Source organism: Kribbella rubisoli (assembly GCF_004217145.1).
In the GTDB taxonomy this organism is placed as follows: domain Bacteria; phylum Actinomycetota; class Actinomycetes; order Propionibacteriales; family Kribbellaceae; genus Kribbella; species Kribbella rubisoli.
In genome coordinates, this window is sequence record NZ_SHKR01000018.1 from 57,120 (window position 1) to 75,765 (window position 18,646).

Genomic DNA, 18,646 nt, shown 5'->3' on the forward strand with positions numbered 1-18,646 from the left:
GCAGCAGCACACCACCGCACCTCAGCCAGCCCCGGCTTCCCTCGGCCAGCCCCCGCTTCCCTCGGCCAGCCCCGGCTTCCCTCGGCCAGGCCCCGCTTCCCTCGGCCAGGCCCGGCTCGTCTCGGCCAGTCCCGGCTTTCCCTCGGCCAGGCCCGGCTTGCCTCGGCCGGGCCCGGGGCGCCTGGGCCGGCGGCTACAGCTTGGGCGCTCGGATGGCGGGTTGTTTCGGGGCTGGTGTGTTGTTGCGGGTCGGTGGTGAAACAACCCGCCAGCCGGCTGGGTGCGGGGTCAGCTGATTTCGCCGTACGCCGCAATCAGCAGGCCCGGGTCGGGCGCCTCGAGGATGGTCGGCTTGGCGAGGGCGTCGAGGATGACGAAGCGCAGGCGGTCGGCCCGGGTCTTCTTGTCGAGCTTCATCGCGTCCTGCAGGTGCGGCCAGGCGTCGGCGCGGTACGCGACCGGGAGGCCGAGGGACTCGAGTACGGCGCGGTGGCGGTCGGCGGTCGCATCGTCGAGGCGGCCGGCGGCGCGGGCCAGCTCGGCGACGAACACCATGCCGATGCTGATCGCGGCGCCGTGACGCCACTTGTACCGCTCGACGCGCTCGATCGCGTGGCCGAGCGTGTGCCCGTAGTTCAGCGCCTCGCGCCCGATCTGGCCGCCGACGGTCGTGGTCCGCTCGCGCAGATCCGCGCCGACCGTGTCGGCCTTCACCTGGATCGAGCGGGCGATCAGCTCCTCGGCCGCGGCGTACGACGGACTCGTGGCGGCGGCCGGGTCCTTCTCGACGAGGTCGAGGATCACCGGGTCGGCGATGAACCCGCACTTCACGACCTCGGCGAGGCCGCTGACGTAGTCGTTCTGTGGCAGGGACTCGAGGGCGGCCAGGTCGCACAGCACGCCGGCCGGCTCCCAGAAGGCGCCGACCAGGTTCTTGCCTTCGGCGGTGTTGATGCCGGTCTTGCCGCCGACGGCCGCGTCGACCATGCCGAGCAGGGTGGTCGGGATGTGCACGACCTTCACGCCGCGCAGCCAGGTCGCGGCGACGAACCCGGCGAGGTCGGTCGTCGTACCGCCGCCGACGCTGACGACCGCGTCCGAGCGGGTGAAGCCGGCCTGGCCGAGCACGGACCAGCAGTACGCCAGCACCTCGGCGGTCTTGGCCTCCTCGGCGTCCGGGATCTCGATCGCGTGCGCGGTGAACCCGGAGGCCGTGAGGTCGTCGCGAATCGCGTCGCCGGTCTCGCGGAGCGCCCGCGGGTGGACGACAGCAACCCGCTGCACGCCCTCCCCCAGCAACCCAGGCAACTCGGCCAGCAGATTGTTGCCGATGACAACGTCATACGGAGCCGCCGCAGCAACGCGGATCCGCGTCGGGGCGTCGGTCATGCCAGGTGCTCCAGGATTTCGTCGGCGATCTCGTCGGGGGTTTTGCTGTCCGTCAGGACGGTCAGCTTGGCGACCTCGGTGTAGAGAGGGCGACGGGCTTCCATCAGGTTGCGGAGCTGGGTGCGGACGTTGCCGAGCAGCAGCGGTCGGGCGACGCTCAGGCCGACGCGCTTGGATGCCTCACCGAGGCTGACATCGAGGAAGACGACCGTGTGGCCGGCCAGGTCGGCGCGGGTCGCCGGATCCAGGATCGCGCCGCCGCCGAGCGACAGCACCTCGCCGTCGTCCTTCAGCGCCTCGACGATCGCGGCCCGCTCCAGCTCGCGGAAATGCGGTTCGCCCTCGTCGACGAAGATCTCGGAGATCGGCTTGCCCGCGCGGGCCTCGATGTCGGCGTCGGTGTCGCGGTGCGTGGCCTTCAACCGCTCGGCCAGCAGCGCCGCGATCGTGGACTTCCCCGATCCCGGCGCCCCGACCAAGACGACGACCGGGCTCACTCCCACTCCCGCGGGGTGATCGTCGTCGGCTGGTTCGCCAGGTACGACTGGTGGTTCCGCGCGGTCTCCGCCACCGAGTCGCCGCCGAACTTCTCCAGCGCGACCTCGGCCAGCACCAGCGCGACCATCGCCTCGGCGACGATCCCCGCCGCCGGTACGGCGCAGACGTCCGACCGCTGGTGGTGCGCGGACGCAGCCTCGCCGGTCGACGTGTCGATCGTCCGCAGTGCCCGCGGCACGGTCGCGATCGGCTTCATCGCGGCGCGGACCCGGAGCGTCTCGCCCGTGCTCATCCCGCCCTCGGTGCCACCCGAGCGACCACTCGTCCGCCGGATCGCACCATCGGAGGCGACGATCTCGTCGTGCGCCTTCGAACCCGGCGTCCGCGCGAGCTCGAACCCGTCACCGAGCTCGACGCCCTTGATCGCCTGGATGCCCATCAGCGCACCGGCAAGCTTGGAGTCGAGCCGCCGGTCCCAGTGCACGTAGCTGCCGAGGCCCGGCGGAAGTCCGTCGACGACAACCTCGACCACACCACCGAGCGTGTCACCGGCCTTCTGCGCGGCGTCGATCTCCGCGACCATCTGCTTGCTCGCGTCCGGGTCCAGGCAGCGGACCGGATCCGCGTCCAGCTTCGCGACATCGCCGTACGCCGGGATCACGCCGTACGGCGCCTTGACCGTGCCGAGCTCGGCGACGTGGCTGACGATCGTCACGCCGTACGACTGGCGGAGGAACCGTGCCGCGACCTCGCCCAGGGCGACCCGGGCGGCGGTCTCGCGGGCGCTGGCGCGTTCGAGCACCGGGCGGGCCTCGTCGAACCCGTACTTCTGCATGCCGGCCAGGTCGGCGTGACCGGGCCGCGGGCGGGTCAGCGGGGCGTTCCGCGCGAGGCCGGCGAGCGTCTCCGCGTCGACCGGATCCGCGCTCATCACCTGCTCCCACTTCGGCCACTCGGTGTTGCCGACCTGGATGGCGCACGGGCTCCCGAGCGTCAGCCCGTGCCGGAAACCGCCGAGGAACGTCACCTCGTCCCGCTCGAACTTCATCCGGGCACCTCGGCCGTAGCCGAGCCGCCGACGGGCCAGGGCGTCGGCCACGTCATCAGTGGTGACTTCGACCCCGGCGGGGAGACCTTCGAGTACGGCGACGAGCGCTTGTCCGTGCGACTCGCCGGCGGTGAGCCAGCGCAGCATGCCTGGATTCTTTCACGCCCCGCTCACCACCCGGACGCCGGTCTCAGAGTCAGCAGCAGCTCAGCGGCAGGTCTGGCTGTCCTGGGTCATGCCGTCGCGGACGGACAGGACGACGTCGAAGGTCTTGATGATCGGGGACTCGTCGCAACTGGTGCTGGCACTGGCTGCCTGACCGCCGGCGATCGCGGCACCGGTCAGGGCGGTGGTGGCGAGCGCCGCCACGGCCAGGCGCCCGGCGGTACGACGGAATGCGGTGGTCATGATGCGCTCCCTTGAACGTCTCGGTTCCTTATACCAACGACGGTAGAAGTTCGGAACGCCGGGTGAACTGGCCCTGGAACCCGTCTTGGGGGTAGCGCTGGCACCACCCCGGATGGGTCAGGCATGCCCTAAGGTCCTGGCATGAGTCGGGCGGCTGAGGAGACGTGGCGGGCGCGGGTGCGCGGATGCTTGCTGGGCGGGGCGATCGGGGACGCGCTGGGCGGACCGGTGGAGTTCGAGGACGGCCGGTCGATCGTCGCGAAGCACCCGGACGGCCTACGGACGTTCGTCGCGGGTGGTGACAACTGGCCGGCGGGGACGATCACCGACGACACCCAGATGACGCTGTTCACGATGGAAGGCCTGATCCGGGCGAGCGTGCGGACCGACAGGGGGCTGGGCTTCACCGTCGCCGTTGTCCAGCACGCGTACGACCGGTGGCTGGATACGCAGAACCTGCCCGGACCGAGCGGCGAGCGCGACGGCTGGCTGCAGGGCGAGCAGTGGCTGTACGCACGTCGCGCGCCAGGCAACACCTGCCTGGGCGCGCTGACGGAAGCGCGTAAGGGCGAGCCGCGGATCGCGCAGTACGGCGACGAGGCGGTGAACGACTCGAAGGGGTGCGGCGGGGTGATGCGGGTCGCGCCGTTCGGGCTGCTGCCGGAGTACTACCCGACAGGCTGGATCTTCGACTCGGCCGCGACGGCCGCCGGGTACACGCACGGTCACCCGACCGGGAAGCTCGCGTCGGGCGCGCTAGCCGCGATCATCCACGAGCTGTGCAACGGCGCCAGCCTGGACGACGCGATCTCCCGCGCGACCGAGCTCCTCGAACAGCACGGGGGCCACGAGGAGACCAGTACTGCGCTCACGTTCGCGCGACACCTGGCTGCGACAGCTCCCGCGGGACCCGTCACGGTCGAGCGACTTGGCGGCGGGTGGGTCGCCGAGGAGGCACTCGCCATCGCGGTCTTCGCAGCACTGGCCTACCCGGAGCCGGACCAGTTCCTCGACGCGCTCGCGCTCGCCGTCACCCATTCCGGCGACAGCGACTCCACCGGCGCGATCTGCGGCAACATCCTGGGTGCCCTCCACGGCGAGACGGCTCTCCCCGCAGAGCTCGTCTTCACCGTCGAGGGTCGCCCGGTCATCCTCCAACTCGCGGACGACTTCGCCCTGGAGTTCACCCAGGGCAAGCGTCTGCACGGCGACTACGGCCCGCACACCTCCTGGACCACGCGCTACCCGGGCTGGTGACTAGGCAGGCTCGATCGAGAGCTTGTGGTGGAACACGTTGCGCGGGTCCCACTTCGACTTGATCTGCTGCAGCCGCGGGTAGTTGCCCAGGTAGTACAGGTCGTGCCACGGCACGCCGGACTTGTTGTACGCCGGATCGGCCAGGTCGGTGTCCGGGTAGTTGATGTACGAGCCGGCGTTCGTCGCGTTCGGCACCGGCGCGCCGCCCGTGGCGCGGTAGATGTCGCCGTACACCTTGCGCGCCCAGGCGAGGTGCATCGCGTCGTCGGCGGCGGACTCCCAGGACGCGGTGAGCACCATCTTGCAGACCACGTCCCGCTGCGCTGCGGCGGTGGCGTTCGAAGGGACGGTGTTGACCTTGCCGCCGTACGGGACGAGCAGAATCGACGACTCCGGCCCGTTGTAGTCCGGGTCGGTGAGCCCGTTGTACATCGCGACGATCTGCTCGTCGGTGTAACCCTTCTTCAGGTACGCCGCCTTGTACTTGCCGCGGCTCGGCGTCGCCGTCTCGCCGATCGAGCGCTCCATCGTCAGGTGCAGGAACGGGCCGGCACCCATGTCGATCGTCTGCGGCTCGGCCTGTACGCCGGTCGTGATCGCGGCGTTGAACGCGTTCATCAGCTGTTCGGAGTTCGGCGCGGCGGCGTCGATCTGGGTCGAGAGCAGGAACTGTCCCGCCTTCTTCTGGGTGATCACGAACGGCGCGTAGAGCGTCGCGTACGGCGAGTCCGGCGTGTTGTGCTGTTCGAAGAACGTGAACCAGTTCCGCATCGTGCGGACGAAGTCGGCCTGGGTGGTCTTCGACCAGTCGTACACCAGCACCGTGGAGCGCAGCGCAGCCGGTGCCTTGGGCAACGATTCCTCCGGCGTCCGGCCGGTCGAGCCGCTGCTGCGGAGCAGGTACCGGACCACGACGCCGAAGTTTCCGCCGCCACCGGTGTGCGCCCACCACAGGTCGCGGTGCTCGTTGTCACGGGTCGCGACCACGGTGCGGGCCCGGCCGCGGGCGTCGACGACCACGACCTCCATGCCGTACAGGTGGTCGACGACCGAGCCGTACTTGCGCGAGAGCGGACCGTACCTGCCACCGGCGAAGTGGCCGCCGACGCCGACGCCGAGGCAGCCGCCGGCCGGCACGGTCAGGCCCCAGCCGAAGAACAGCTCCTTGTAGAGGTTCTCCAGGATCGCGCCGGAGCCGACCGAGAAGGCCCGGTACTGCGGATCCCAGGTGATGTCGTTGTTCGTCGACATGTCCAGCACGACCTCGATGTCGCTGCTGTCCACGAAGTCCTCGAAGCAGTGCCCACCACCGCGAACCGCGATCCGCTTGCCGCTGCGGACGGCCTCCTGTACGGCGGCGACTGCGTCCTGCGGAGACCGGATCACCCGGATGTAGTCGGGTGTGCCGACGAAACGCCGGTTCTGCCCGCGGGAGACAAGATCCTGATAGCGGGCGTCACCCGGACCGATCTTGACACCGATGGGCGCCGACGGGGCGGCAGACGCAGTACCTGGAACGGCGAGAGCCGCACCCGCAACTGCAGTCCCGGCCAGAAGACCACGACGACTGACTGGCATTGATTCCCTCCCGAGAGTTCGAATACGTCGACCCTAGGAAGGCGGGCAGTGCCCGCACATCAACCATCTGGTGGAGTGCAGGGATCCCCTATCCGGCGTACAACCGCTCCAACGGCGCGCCGAGCAGTACGCCGGCCAATGCGCCGACCAGCATGAACGGCCCGAACGGAACCATCTGCTTGCGCGTCATCACCCGCGCGGCGATCAGCACGATGCCGACGAGCGCGCCGAGGAAGAACCCGCCGTACAAACCGGACGCGAACTGCCCCCAGCCCAGCCAGCCGAGTGCCAAGCCGAGCAGCCCGGACAGGCGTACGTCGCCGAACCCGACGCCGCGCGGGAACGCGAACCAGAGCACATAGAACACCGCGAACCCGATCGCCCCGGCGATCACTGCCCGGCGCAACGATCCCCACTCCCCCGTCGCGACCGCGGCCGCCAGCAAACCGGCCGCGACGACGACGTACGTCGGCCAGATGATCACCGAGGGCAGGAACCGCGTCCGCGCATCGATGTACCCGAGCACCGCGCCGGCCACCGCGAGCGCCAGCCACGCGGGCAGCACAGCATCCAGCCCGAGCATCCAGCCCAGCAGCCCCCCGGCCACGGCCGCGAGCCCGCCGCACCAGTACGCCGCTCGCCGGCCGGCCACCGACGCATACAGAACCTTGGTCTCGCCCTCCTCCAGCACCGGCTCGGGGATGTTGCGCATCAGCCAGGGGCCGAGGACAGCCGCGGCAGAACCGCAGAGGACCACACCGATCCCCGCGGCGAGCACTGCGTTGTCAGCCGGCACGATCCAGGAGCCTAGACGATCCTGTGGCCGATCCGTGGCCCGACTTCGCAAGCCCTGTGGACAAGAGTGTGGGACTGTGATCGAAAGGTCATTTCGGGAAGGACTGACGATGAACGCCGTGGACAAGGGCCAGGTCAAGGACGCGCTGCTGCGGCAGGTCGAGGCCGACCTGCAGGCGGCCCGGGGCGACGTGGCCCGGAAGGATTCGGCCGCGATGCTCGACCAGGACTCGTCGTTCTCGGTCGACGACCAGTCGCAAGCCTCCGAGGCCGGTGATCTCGGTCGGCTGCTCGAGGGCCGGGAGCAGCGGCAGGCGGGCATCCGCGCCCAGATCGAGAAGCTCGACTTCGGGCCCCGCAGCGAGGTCGGGCCGGGCGCGATCATCGGGTTCGACGGCGACCGGTACGTCGTCGGCGTGGTCGCGGCCGCGTTCGAATGCGACGGCGCGACGTACGAAGGGATCGCGGCCGACGCCCCGATCTACGCGGCTCTCGAGGGCCTGCACGCCGGCGACAGGTTCAGCTTCGCCGGCCACGACCACCGGATCGACTTCGTCAGCTGAGGCGGGACCGGCGTACCAGCACGCGGGCGATCACGGCCGCGCCGACGCCGATCAGGAGCAGGCCACCGAAGAGCACGCCGACCGTGCTCCAGAACCCGTCGTTCGTCGTGACGACCTCGACCCGCTGGTACTCCGCGTCCGTCGCGGACGGCGCGAACGTGAAGTCGTCGGTGATCCGGCCCGGCTCGCTGTACGTCGCCGTGTACGCCGTCAAGAAGTTGGCCGGCGTCGTCAGCGCAGCGTCCTCGACCCGGCCGGCGAACAGCAGTTCAGGCTTCACCGACGCGTCCGGAAGCTTCGTCGCGTCGACCCGGTGCTCGGCCGCGACGTACACCGTGACCGTCTGGGAGGTCGTCGCGCCCTTGCTCAGGCGCATCGGGTAGACGATCCGCTGTGATGCGAACGTGAGTCGCAGCGGCGGCGTCGCCCCGCTCAGGCTCTCGCCGTCCCGCTTCGGCGCGAGCTTCACCGCCACGATCTCCCACTTCTCCGTCAGGTACGGCGTGAGGTTGGCGGCCAGCGTCGCCGGTACGACGTACCCGTTCGTGCGCAGCCAGTCCGTCACCGCAGTACCGGTCGAGCCGGTGAGCCGCGCGACCGCGAACGGGCCGAGGACCATCTGCTGGCGGACGTTGACCCCCGAACCGGGCGCCGCCTCGCCGGCCAGACCACGGGAGTTGCGCATGATCCCGAGGTCGCGGAACGGCCAGTACGTCTTCTTGTAGACGATCTTCGGCCGCGTCAGCCGGTCGAGCCGGTAGAACAGCTGGTCGTCGCCGAGCTCGACCTTCGCGGCCGCCGGGACCGGCATGATCCAGGCAGCCTTCTTCGAGATGCCGTTGATCGCCATCGAGAGCGTGATCTTCTCGGTGCCGCCGTCATGCTGGACCAGGGCGTTCTCGCCGTACGCGCGGGCTCGCGACTGCGCGTCCGGCAGGTAGCCGCCGCACGCGCACGCCCAGGCAGGCGTCACCCCGGCCGCAATGAACCCGACTGCCAGCACACCTGCCACAACCCGCCAAAGCTTCACCGGCGGAACATTAGCTAGGCAAGGGTGTACGGCGTGTGGAAGAAGTTGGACGGGTCGTATTTCTTCTTCGCCGCCTGCAGCTTGGCCGAGCTGCCGCCGTAGTACGAACTCACTGCGCGGCCGGCCTCGAGGTAGTTGACGTAGGCACCGGCCGAGACCGCCCGGACGGCGCGATGGCCGTTCGCGATGAAGGTCTTCGCGGTCGTGCCCTGCGCGGAGGAGTACCACTGGATCACGCCCAGCGCGCTGCGCCACGGCCACGACGCCCCGCCGGCCGGCTGCTTCGAGGCCTGTCCACCGAGCGGGTCCAGGATCGCCGACGCCGGCGTCTTGGCCCGCGCGGCCGCCTTCACAGCACCGAGCAGCGCGGTGATCGTCGCCGCGTCCATCGCACCCTTCAGTACGTCGGAACCCGCGAGGAAGCCCTGCCGCGGACTCGTCGTCCCGCCGCCGAGGTACTTCACCGCCTCCATATGCGACTTGACGCTGATGGTCCGCGCCGAGGCCTTCGCGCCGACGAACGACTCCAGTTGCGCGGCCGCCGCGTTCGCGTTGCCGGTGGTGGAGACGCCGAGCACGTGGATCGACAGCGTTCCGTTGCTCTGGGCATCGATATGCAGATTGCCCCACGCAGTCGTCGGCGCGGTCTGGGCGAACTTCTGCCAGCCACGGACGACTGCCGCCGCCTGCGACTCGGGCCAGGTCAGCCGGAAGAACCCGAGGGTGGGCGCCGGAATCGTCGAGAACCGGAACGACGTCACCACGCCGAGGTTGCCGCCGCCGCTGCCGCGCAATGCCCAGAACAGGTCCGGCTCGACGGTCGCGCTGACGTTGTGCGACTTCCCGTCCGCGGTGAACACGCCCATCGACACGACCCGGTCACAGGTCAGCCCGTACGTACGGGTGTGGATCCCCATCCCGCCGCCGAGCGTGAGGCCGGCGACGCCGACGGTCGGGCAGGTGCCGGTCGGCAGCGAGCGCCCGTACCGGTCGAGGAACGCGTGGACGTCGTACAGCCGGGCTCCGGCGCCGACGGTGAGGATGCCGTTCGAGTAGCTCATGCCCCGGATCGCGCCGACGTCGAGCTGCAGGCCGTTGGCGATCGTGGACGCGCCGACGTACGAGTGACCGCCGCTCTTCGGCACGAGCACGAGCTTGTTGCCGCGCGCGAAGTTGATCGCCTTCTGTACGTCGGCGGCGTTCGCGGCCTTGACGACGGCGGTCGGGTGGACGCTGTCCCAGCGCGGGTTGAACAGCTGGTGCGCGGCGGCGTACCCGGCGGTCGAGGACAGGTAGAGCTTGCCCGTCAGCGATCGGGAGAAGGTGTTCCAGTTCGGCGCGGTCGAGGTCAGCGTCGGGGCCGACGTACTGGGGTTGCTGCTCGGCGTCGTGGTGGTCGGCACGGCCGTGCTGCTCGGAGCTGTGGTGGTCGGAGCAGAGGTGCTGGGTGCGGACGCCGTGGGTGTGTCGGACGGGCTCGTCGTACCGCCCGCGTTGTCCTTGGAGTCCCCGCATCCGGTCAGTCCGACGACGGCTGCGGCGCTGCCGGCCTTCAGTACGGTACGGCGGTCAAGCAGGCTCACGATCCCCCAACTCCTCACGCGCGGCCGACCTCATGGCCGCCAGAGGAGCCGGCGACCTACCCGTCATCATCTCCACCTGGAGGGTCGCCTGATGCACGAGTAGATCAAGTCCGTTCAACAGCTCGGTACCGATCCGGTGCGCCGCGATCGCGAGCTTGGTCGGCCAGGGGTGGTACGCCACGTCGAACACCACCGGCGCCACCGCGGCGAAGTGCTCGGCCCACGGATCGACCGCGCCGCCCGGCAGGGTCGACACGCACAGGTCGAAGCCGCCGATCTGCTCCACCTGCGAGAAGTCCGCCACCGACGTCCGGAGTCCGAGCTCCGCGGCAAGATCCAGCAACCGCTCGGCCTTCGCAATCTCCCGGACGACGACGGTCACCTCGGTGACCTTCATGCCGCGCAAGGCCGCCAGGGTGGACGCGGCCGTCGCACCGCCACCGACCACGACGGCGGTCTCGGCAGCCGTAATGCCCTGCTCGGCGAACGCGTTGACCAGTCCGGGCACGTCGGTGTTGTGGGCCGACCGCGATCCGTCGGGCTCGAACAGCATCGTGTTCGCCGCGCCGATCAGCTCCGCGACCGGATCGACCGTGTCGACGAGGTCGAGTGCGATGCGCTTCAACGGCATCGTCAGCGACAGCCCACGGACGTCCTCACCGAGCGAGGCCACGAACGCGGGAAGCTCGTCCTCGAGCACCTCGAACGCGTCGTACCGCCAGTCCAGTCCGAGCTCGGCGTAGGCGGCCCGATGCATCGCCGGTGACAGCGAATGCGCGATCGGCGAACCGAGCACAGCGCATCGGGTCAACTCAGCACTTCCCCGTGTGCGCCTGACACCAGGTCTGGAGCTTCTTCACGTTGACCTGGTGTTCCGCGAACGTGTCGGCGAAGGCGGTCTCGCCGGTGTCCAGGTTGACCAGCGTGAAGTACTTCCAGTTGCCGGGCGTCGGGTTCAGCGCGGCGCTGAGCTCCGCCTTGGTCGGCGAGTTGATCGGCGACGGCGGCAGGCCCTTGTGGTTGTAGGTGTTGTACTTCGAGGGGTTCTTGCGCTGCTCGGGCGTCGTGTAGACGCCGCCGTCCTTACCGACGACGTAGTGGACCGTCGAGTCCATGCCCAGGTACATGTCGGCCGCCAGCCGGTTGTAGATCACCCGCGCGACCTTGCCGTAGTCGGCCTGTTTGTTGGTCTCCGCGCCGATGATGCTGGCCACGATCACCGCCTGGTACGGGTCCAGCTTCTTGCGCTGTGCGGTCTGCACCAGGTTCAGCTCTTTGGCGATCGACGCGTACTTCGCGGTCATCAGCTTGAGCATGACGGTCGCGTTCGCGTTCTTCGGCACGTCGTACGTCGCCGGGTACAGGAAGCCCTCGGGATTGCCCTGCGCGTACGCCGGCAGGCCGAGCGCCGCCGGGTGGTTGATCGCGGTCGCAGCCGAGCCGGCCGGCAGCTTGAGCTTGTTCTGCAGGATGACCGCGACGTCGCCCTTGGTCTCACCGGACGGGACGCTGACCCGCATCACCTTGATCGACTCGGCCGTGTTCAGCATCAGCGCCAGGGCGGCCTTGGCCGACATGTGTTTGTGCAAGGTGTAGGTCGCGGCCTGGATCTGCAGCGACCGCGCGTCGTCGCGGGCCGCGCGCTCGAAGGCGCGGGCACTCTTGACGACCTCCTTCTTCTCCAGCGTGTCGGCGATCGAAGAGGTCGACTGCCCCTTGGAGATCTCGACCTGCACGGTCCCGGTGCCCTGGCCGGTGTAGTCCGGCGCCGAGAACACGCCCTCCAGCGCGTCCTTGCCCTTGCCGAAGCCGACCACGGCTCCGGCCACGATCGCACCGACGACGATCAGCGAGACCAGACCGGCGAAGCAGCCGAACGCCCGGCGGCTGCGGGCCCGGCGGCGATTCGCGCGACGCTCGACGCGGGTCTCGGCCCGCAGGCCGAGGCCGCTACCGAGATCGTCGGCCTGCTCCTCGCCCTCGTTCAGCTCTTGTTCCACCGATGGTCCGTTCACAGGGGCCTCCCGGGCGGGTTACCGGTCTCGCGCTCGAGGTCGAGCGCATGTTGCAGAATCACGACCGCCGCGGCCTGATCGACCACGGCGCGACGCTTGGAGCCCTTCTTTCCCCGCTCCCGCAGCATCCGTTCGGCGGTGACGGTGGTGAACCGCTCGTCCACCAGCCGCATCGTCGTCCCCTCACGCATCTTGTCCAGCACCTGCGCCGCCGTCTCCCGGATCTTCACCGCGGCCGGTCCCTCGCCCCCGGACAGGGAGCGCGGCAGCCCGACCACGATCTCGAACGCCTCCAGTTCGGCGGCGAGTGCGGCGATCCTATCCAGATCCCCGGGCCCACGGCGGACGGTTTCCACAGGCGTGGCCAGGATTCCGTGCGGATCGCTGCTCGCGACGCCGATCCGGGCATCCCCGATATCGAGCGCGATCCGCACGCCTCTTCTCATCTGTGACGGTCCCCGATCAGCCTGTGACGAGGTGGCCGACGGTGTGCTCGACCGCCGCCAGCGCCTCGTCGGCGCCGGCCGGGTCGGTGCCGCCACCCTGCGCGACATCGTCCTTGCCGCCGCCGCGACCGCCGAGCTTCTCGGCCGCGACCCGGACCAGGTCACCGGCCTTGAGCCGCCACTCGCGGGCGAGCTCGTTGAGCGCGATGACCACACCGGGCTTACCGTCGTTCACACTCAGTACGGCGATCACGGCCGGCTTGTCGTTCGCCATCCGGCCGCGGATGTCCAGCGCCAGCTTGCGCAGATCGCCGCCGTTCACGCCGTCGGGCGCACGGTGTCCGACGTACTGGACGCCGAAGACGTCCTTCGGGTCCTTGGCCAGCTCGCCCGCGGCTTCGAGGACCTGGGCGGCGCGGACGCGCTCGAGCTCCTTCTCTGCCGTGCGCAGCCGCTCGGCCAGGTCGGCGACCTTGGCGGGCAGCTCCTCCGGCCGGGTCTTCAGGTTCTCGCTGAGCAGGCGGACCAGCGCACGCTCGCGGCCGAGGTAGTGCAGCGCCTCCATGCCGACGAACGCCTCGATCCGCCGTACGCCGGCGCCCACCGACGACTCACCCGTGACGGTCACCGCGCCGACCTGCGAGGAGTGCTTCACGTGCGTGCCGCCGCAGAGCTCACGCGACCAGGGGCCGCCGATCTCGACCACTCGGACCTGCTCGTCGTACGTCTCGCCGAACAGTGCCAGCGCGCCCCACTCCCGCGCCTCCGGCAGCGTCATGTACTGCGCCGACACCGGGAGGTCCTGCCGGACGGCGAGGTTCGCGACCTCTTCGATCTCCGAACGGGTCGCCGGGTCCAGCGCCGACGACCAGGCGAAGTCGAGCCGCAGGTAACCGGGCTTGTTGTACGAACCGCTCTGCAACGCGTTCGGGCCGAGCACCTGGCGCAGCGCGGCGTGCACGACGTGCGTGCCGGAGTGCGCCTGGCAGGCCGAGACCCGCCACTCGTGGTCGACCGCCGCGTGCACGTTCTCGCCGGGACGCAGTACACCCTCTAGGACCTCGACGCGGTGCACGATCAGGCCCTTGACCGGGCGCTGGACGTCGAGAACCTTCAGCTTCAGGCCGTCGCCGAGGATCAGGCCCTCGTCGGCGATCTGCCCGCCGGACTCCGCGTAGAACGGGGTCTTCTCCAGCACGACCTCGACAGTCTCGCCCTGCTCGGCGAACGGCGCGACCGCGCCCTCACGGAGCAGACCGCGCACCTGCGAGTCGCTCGAGAGCTCCTGGTACCCCGTGAACTCGGTGGCACCCTTCTCCCGCAGCTCGCGGTAGCCGGAGGTGTCGGCGTGACCGGCCTTCTTCGCACGAGCATCCGCCTTGGCGCGCTCGCGCTGCTCCTTCATCAAGGAGCGGAAGCCCTCGGTGTCGACGTTCAGGCCCTGCTCGGCGGCCATCTCGACGGTCAGGTCGATCGGGAAGCCGTACGTGTCGTGCAGCTGGAACGCCTTCGCGCCCTCGAGCTGGTGCGCACCGCTCGCCTTGGTGTCCTTCACCGCGACGTCGAAGATCGTCGTACCGGCCGTGAGAGTACGGCGGAACGCCTCCTCCTCGGCGTACGCGACCTGGCTGATCCGGCCGAAGTCGGCCTCGAGCTCCGGGTACGACTTCTTCATCTGCTCGAGGCTCGTCGGCAGCAGCTCGACCAGGCTCGGGTCCTCGTAGCCCAGCAGCCGCATCGAGCGGATCGCCCGGCGGAGCAGGCGGCGCAGTACGTAACCGCCCTGCTCGTTGCCCGGAGTGACGCCGTCGCCGATCAGCATCAGCGCGCTACGGACATGGTCGGCGACCACGCGGAACCAGACGTCGTCGACGTGCTCGACGCCGTACTTGCGGCCGCTGAGCTCGGACGCCTTCTCGATCACCGGGAAGATCTCGTCGATCTCGTACATGTTGTCGACGCCCTGCAGCAGGTACGCGACCCGCTCCAGGCCGAGACCGGTGTCGATGTTCTTCTTCGGCAGCTCGCCGAGGATCTCGTAGCCGTCCTTGCCGCCGCCCTCGCCGCGGATGTTCTGCATGAAGACCAGGTTCCAGAACTCCAGGTAGCGGTCGCCCGCCTCCCAGTCCCGGTCGGCGCCGAACTCCGGGCCGCGGTCGATCAGGATCTCCGAGCACGGGCCGCACGGACCCGGGATACCCATCGACCAGAAGTTGTCCTTCATCCCCAGCCGGACGATCCGGTCGTCGGGCAGGCCGGCGATCCGCTTCCAGAGGTCGATCGCCTCGTCGTCGTCGTAGTACACCGAGGCGTAGAGAACGGACTCGTCGAAGCCGTAGCCGCCTTCGTTCTGGGGCTTGGTGACCAGCTCCCAGGCGTACTCGATGGCCTTCTCCTTGAAGTAGTCGCCGAAGGAGAAGTTGCCGTTCATCTGGAAGAACGTGCCGTGCCGCGTGGTCTTGCCGACTTCCTCGATGTCGAGGGTCCGGACACACTTCTGCACGCTGGTCGCCCGGTCGTACGGCGGGGTCTGCTGGCCGACGAAGTACGGAACGAACTGCGCCATGCCGGCGACGTTGAACAACAGGTTCGGGTCCGGCGACGGGAGCGGGGCACTCGGCACCACCGTGTGGCCCCGGTCCTCGAAGTACTGCAGGAACCGTCGCCTGATCTCACTGGTTTCCATGGGTGTTACCGGTAGTCCTCACGATCGTTTGTGGTCTCGATGCCCAGCGCGTCACGCAGCTCGGTCTCCCGCTCGGCCATGCCCTCGCGGACCTGGTCGCCGAAGTGCCGGACCGCGGCGGACAGCTTCGCCGCGGACTCCTGGACACTGTCCGGAGCGAGGAGCTGTGCACGTTTCTTCAGCCGGGTGACGGCGTACACGCCGACGGCGATCCCGACGATCAGCCAGATGATCCGCTTCACCGTTTCCGCGCCTTCCGCTCGGCCTTCATCTCTTCCTTGACCCGGCGGCTCACGTCCTTGCGCTGCTGGTCGCCGAGCGCGCGGCGGACGCCGTACGTGAAGGCGGCCGCCTTCACCAGCGGGCCGCCGGCCGTGGCCGAGAACAGCGACATCAACGCGGCCGCGTTGGTGGTCACCGTGGTGGCGTTGTCGGTGATCGTGTCCACCTTCGCCAGTTGGGCGTTCGTGGTCGCCACCGTCGTGGTCACCTCACCGAGCAGCGGGATGCTGGAATCGGAGACGCCCTTGACCATGATCCGGGTCTCGTCGAACACCTTGCCCAGCTTCAGGATCGGATAAGCCAGCAGGCCTACCAGGATGAGCAGCGCGCAGGCAGCTATCAGCCCCGCGACTTCACCGACGCTCATGGAAACGATCCACCTTCCCGTAGCGAGCCCGTTGTGAGCTGTCATGCCCGTATGACTGTGTGCCCTTATGGAGGCACGACCCTATCGCGCGGCCATACCGCACTCCGCTCCAGGACACCATCCCTCACATCACAGTCGCCCACCAAACCGGCTCACGGGGTCGGTGACGTCTCCGTGGGGGTTGTTTCTGCCGGGGTCGGCGTCGCCGTGGTCGAGGGGGTCGCTGAGGGCGTTTGACTCGGTGTCGTTGGGCTTGCGGTCGGCGTCGGGCTGGTCGGTGTCGTCGGTGTCGTCGGTGTCGTCGGTGTCGTCGGGCTTGCCGACGTTGACGGCGTCGTTGCGGTCGGGCTGGTCGGGCTGGTCGGGATCGGGGTGGTCGGCCTGGTCGGCTTGGTCGGTGGTGACGTCGGCCGGGTGATGGTCGCCGTTGTAGTCGTCGGTTCCTGGGTGGCGGATCGCGTCGGTTCCGGTGCTACCCAAGGCGGTGCGGGCTCGCTGGGGGTTGCCGACGGGCTCAACGGCATCAACGGCTTGCCGACAGGGAGCTTCGGTCTCGGAGTGGACCTCGACGTACCTTGCGAGCGTTCGACGCCCGGAGCGGAGACGCTCGGGGTGGACGAGGGCGCCGCCTGGGTGGTCGCCGTCTCGTGCGACCGGAACGGCGTCAGGAACAGAGCGCCGGCCACCAGAACCAGAGCTGCTGCCCCGACACCCAACTTCAGGAGCGGGGTACGCCGACGGACGTGCCGCGGACTGGACTGCCTCACAACGTAAAACCTTTCGCCCCCAGGCCGAAAGGCAGCCTACCGATTCGAACGCTTCAATCGAAGCTCACCGTGAGTGCCTGAACGGCCCCGTCCGGTGCCCATCGCAGCTCCATCGACCCGGTCCCACCGCCCGACCAGCGGAAACGCGCCAATTCGCCGCCGTCGTCGATCAGCGTCATGGTCTCCGCCGGCGGATTTTCCCGGTACGCCGCAGCAATCGCCGTCCGACCTTCGAACGGCCCGACCGGAACCTGTACGAAACTCATGACCGCGTCCGCGGCGAATCGCTCGGCGAAAGCGTCCCAGTCCCCGGTCGTGACCGCCTGGTTGAACGCGTCGACGTGGTCGCCTGCCCGGCTCATTTGCGGTCCCTCAGGATCTTGCGGATGGCGGCTACCCGATCGGCGTACGCCGCTTCGCCGCCGCGGCGGGTGGGGGTGTAGTAGTCAGTGCCGTCGATCACGTCCGGGGCGTACTGCTGCGGTACGACGCCGCGCGGATCGTTGTGCGAATACTCGTACGACGAGCCGTGGCCGATCTTCTTGGCGCCGGCGTAGTGCGCGTCGCGCAGGTGCGGCGGGACCGGGCCGACCTTGCCCGCCTTGACGTCCGCGATCGCCGCGTCGACGGCGACGATCACGGCGTTGGACTTCGGCGCGAGCGCGAGTGCGACGACTGCCTGCGCGAGGTTGATCCGCGCCTCCGGCATACCGATCAACTGCACCGCCTCGGCCGCGGCGACCGCGACGCCGAGCGCGGTCGGGTCGCCCATGCCGATGTCCTCGCTCGCGGAGATCACCAAGCGTCGGGCGATGAAGCGGGGGTCCTCCCCCGCCTCGATCATCCGGGCCAGGTAGTGCATGGAGGCGTCGACGTCCGAACCCCGGATCGACTTGATCAACGCCGACGCGACGTCGTAGTGCTGGTCCCCGGCCCGGTCGTACCGCACCGCGGCTCGGTCGACCGCGGTCTCCAGCGTCACGAGATCGATCAACGCCCGAGCCGGCGCCTCATCCGAAGTACCGTCGCCGGCTTGCTCGTATTTGACGGCTTGGTCGTGTTTGGCGCGAGCTCCGCCGGCTGCGGCTTCCAAGTACGTGAGTGCGCGGCGGGCATCTCCGCCGGCCATCCGGAGCAGGTGGTCCCGCGCGTCCTGCGCCAGCTCGAAGTCGCCGTTCAGCCCACGCTCGTCGGACAGAGCCCGATCCAAGAGCAGCGAGATGTCGTCGTCGGTCAAGGACTCCAGCGTGAGCAGGAGACTGCGCGACAGCAGCGGAGAGATTACGGAGAAGAACGGGTTCTCGGTCGTCGCCGCGACCAGCGTCACCCAGCGGTTCTCAACGCCGGGCAGCAGCGCGTCCTGCTGTGCCTTCGTGAAGCGGTGCACCTCGTCGATGAACAAGACGGTCTCGACCGTGCCGGTCGCGCGGGACAGGTCGCGGCGAGCGCCGTCGATCACCTGCCGCACGTCCTTCACCCCGGCCGTGACGGCAGACAGCTCGACGAACTTCCGGTTGGTCTGGTGCGACACCACTGCCGCGATCGTGGTCTTGCCCGTCCCCGGAGGGCCCCACAGCAACAGCGACATCGGCTGGTCACCCTCCACCAGCCGGCGCAGCGGCGAGCCCGGCGCGAGCAGATGCTGCTGCCCCACCAACTCGTCCAGACTCCGCGGCCGCATTCGCACCGCCAACGGAGCCGCCGTGTGATCCGCATCCGCCAAACTGCCGCCCCCACGGGCCGGCGCCGGCGCTCCCGGAAGATCGAACAAACCTTCGCTCACCCCAGAAGCCTATCCACCCCCACCGACACCCCGCCTGCCGCTCGGACGTCTCGGGGGTCAACCCCTGCGCTGGTCGGTTCGGCCTCCAGAACCCCAGGGGCCAACCGACCAGCCGAGGGGTTGACCCCCGAAACGTCCAGCGCGCCCAGCC

General features: G+C 69.4%; 19 protein-coding genes. 2 read left to right on the top strand and 17 right to left on the bottom strand.

Going from position 1 to position 18,646, the window contains the following annotated elements; all coding sequences use genetic code 11:
• Nucleotides 1-288: 288 nt before the first annotated feature.
• From aroB to EV645_RS38365, 4 genes are read right to left on the bottom strand one after another with little or no spacing between them, the layout of a single operon-like run.
• Nucleotides 289-1,389, bottom strand: a complete 1,101-nt coding sequence (gene aroB, locus EV645_RS38350) for a 3-dehydroquinate synthase (protein WP_130449619.1) — start codon at nt 1,387-1,389, stop codon at nt 289-291.
• Nucleotides 1,386-1,886, bottom strand: a complete 501-nt coding sequence (locus EV645_RS38355; protein WP_130449621.1) for a shikimate kinase — start codon at nt 1,884-1,886, stop codon at nt 1,386-1,388. Before EV645_RS38355 ends, aroB begins: the two co-directional genes overlap by 4 nt.
• Complete coding sequence (gene aroC / locus EV645_RS38360) at nt 1,883-3,082, bottom strand: chorismate synthase (protein ID WP_130449623.1); 1,200 nt, start codon at nt 3,080-3,082, stop codon at nt 1,883-1,885. Before aroC ends, EV645_RS38355 begins: the two co-directional genes overlap by 4 nt.
• A gap of 60 nt (nt 3,083-3,142) precedes the next feature.
• Entirely contained in the window at nt 3,143-3,343 is a 201-nt protein-coding gene (locus EV645_RS38365; RefSeq protein ID WP_130449625.1) for a hypothetical protein, read from the bottom strand.
• A gap of 141 nt (nt 3,344-3,484) precedes the next feature.
• Between EV645_RS38365 and EV645_RS38370 the strand changes: the two genes are divergently transcribed.
• Nucleotides 3,485-4,600 (top strand): ADP-ribosylglycohydrolase family protein, encoded by a 1,116-nt coding sequence (locus tag EV645_RS38370; RefSeq protein ID WP_130449627.1) that lies wholly within the window; start codon nt 3,485-3,487, stop codon nt 4,598-4,600.
• Here EV645_RS38370 and EV645_RS38375 read toward each other — a convergent pair whose 3' ends face one another.
• Both EV645_RS38375 and EV645_RS38380 read right to left on the bottom strand, forming a co-directional pair.
• Nucleotides 4,601-6,178, bottom strand: coding sequence for an FAD-binding protein (locus EV645_RS38375; RefSeq protein ID WP_130449629.1), 1,578 nt, complete (start codon nt 6,176-6,178; stop codon nt 4,601-4,603).
• 88 nt (nt 6,179-6,266) lie between these two features.
• The gene (locus tag EV645_RS38380) at nt 6,267-6,974 is read right to left on the bottom strand and encodes a prepilin peptidase (protein ID WP_242000926.1); all 708 of its coding nucleotides are present in this window, start codon (nt 6,972-6,974) and stop codon (nt 6,267-6,269) included.
• A 109-nt stretch (nt 6,975-7,083) separates the two neighbouring features.
• Between EV645_RS38380 and EV645_RS43025 the strand changes: the two genes are divergently transcribed.
• Nucleotides 7,084-7,536, top strand: a complete 453-nt coding sequence (locus EV645_RS43025) for a hypothetical protein (RefSeq protein WP_242000927.1) — start codon at nt 7,084-7,086, stop codon at nt 7,534-7,536.
• On the opposite strand, the gene EV645_RS38385 is transcribed toward EV645_RS43025, so the two are convergent.
• From EV645_RS38385 to EV645_RS38435, 11 genes are all read right to left on the bottom strand, one after another.
• Nucleotides 7,529-8,566, bottom strand: coding sequence for a DUF2330 domain-containing protein (locus EV645_RS38385; RefSeq protein ID WP_157997247.1), 1,038 nt, complete (start codon nt 8,564-8,566; stop codon nt 7,529-7,531). The two genes, EV645_RS43025 and EV645_RS38385, sit on opposite strands and share 8 nt — an antisense overlap.
• Before the next feature lie 14 nt (nt 8,567-8,580).
• Nucleotides 8,581-10,149 carry an FAD-binding oxidoreductase gene (locus tag EV645_RS38390; RefSeq protein WP_242000928.1) on the bottom strand — a complete coding sequence of 523 codons (1,569 nt, stop codon included), beginning with the start codon at nt 10,147-10,149 and terminating at the stop codon, nt 8,581-8,583.
• A complete protein-coding gene (locus EV645_RS38395) occupies nt 10,136-10,960 on the bottom strand; it encodes a shikimate dehydrogenase (RefSeq protein WP_130449633.1) in 825 nt (274 codons plus the stop codon). The genes EV645_RS38390 and EV645_RS38395 overlap by 14 nt, the downstream gene beginning before the upstream one ends.
• A gap of 1 nt (nt 10,961) precedes the next feature.
• Nucleotides 10,962-12,149 carry an endolytic transglycosylase MltG gene (gene mltG, locus EV645_RS38400; RefSeq protein WP_242000929.1) on the bottom strand — a complete coding sequence of 396 codons (1,188 nt, stop codon included), beginning with the start codon at nt 12,147-12,149 and terminating at the stop codon, nt 10,962-10,964.
• Nucleotides 12,150-12,160: 11 nt separating this feature from the next.
• Complete coding sequence (ruvX, locus tag EV645_RS38405) at nt 12,161-12,598, bottom strand: Holliday junction resolvase RuvX (protein WP_479684505.1); 438 nt, start codon at nt 12,596-12,598, stop codon at nt 12,161-12,163.
• 28 nt (nt 12,599-12,626) lie between these two features.
• A complete protein-coding gene (gene alaS, locus EV645_RS38410) occupies nt 12,627-15,296 on the bottom strand; it encodes an alanine--tRNA ligase (protein ID WP_130449637.1) in 2,670 nt (889 codons plus the stop codon).
• A gap of 5 nt (nt 15,297-15,301) precedes the next feature.
• Complete coding sequence (locus tag EV645_RS38415) at nt 15,302-15,538, bottom strand: DUF6167 family protein (RefSeq protein ID WP_130449639.1); 237 nt, start codon at nt 15,536-15,538, stop codon at nt 15,302-15,304.
• Complete coding sequence (locus tag EV645_RS38420) at nt 15,535-15,945, bottom strand: DUF948 domain-containing protein (RefSeq protein WP_130449641.1); 411 nt, start codon at nt 15,943-15,945, stop codon at nt 15,535-15,537. Before EV645_RS38420 ends, EV645_RS38415 begins: the two co-directional genes overlap by 4 nt.
• A 129-nt stretch (nt 15,946-16,074) precedes the next feature.
• A complete protein-coding gene (locus EV645_RS38425) occupies nt 16,075-16,425 on the bottom strand; it encodes a hypothetical protein (protein ID WP_130449643.1) in 351 nt (116 codons plus the stop codon).
• A gap of 340 nt (nt 16,426-16,765) precedes the next feature.
• On the bottom strand, nt 16,766-17,074 hold the full coding sequence (locus EV645_RS38430; RefSeq protein ID WP_130449645.1) for a nuclear transport factor 2 family protein: 309 nt from the start codon (nt 17,072-17,074) through the stop codon (nt 16,766-16,768).
• Nucleotides 17,071-18,495 carry a replication-associated recombination protein A gene (locus tag EV645_RS38435; protein ID WP_198682142.1) on the bottom strand — a complete coding sequence of 475 codons (1,425 nt, stop codon included), beginning with the start codon at nt 18,493-18,495 and terminating at the stop codon, nt 17,071-17,073. The genes EV645_RS38430 and EV645_RS38435 overlap by 4 nt, the downstream gene beginning before the upstream one ends.
• Nucleotides 18,496-18,646 lie beyond the last annotated feature (151 nt).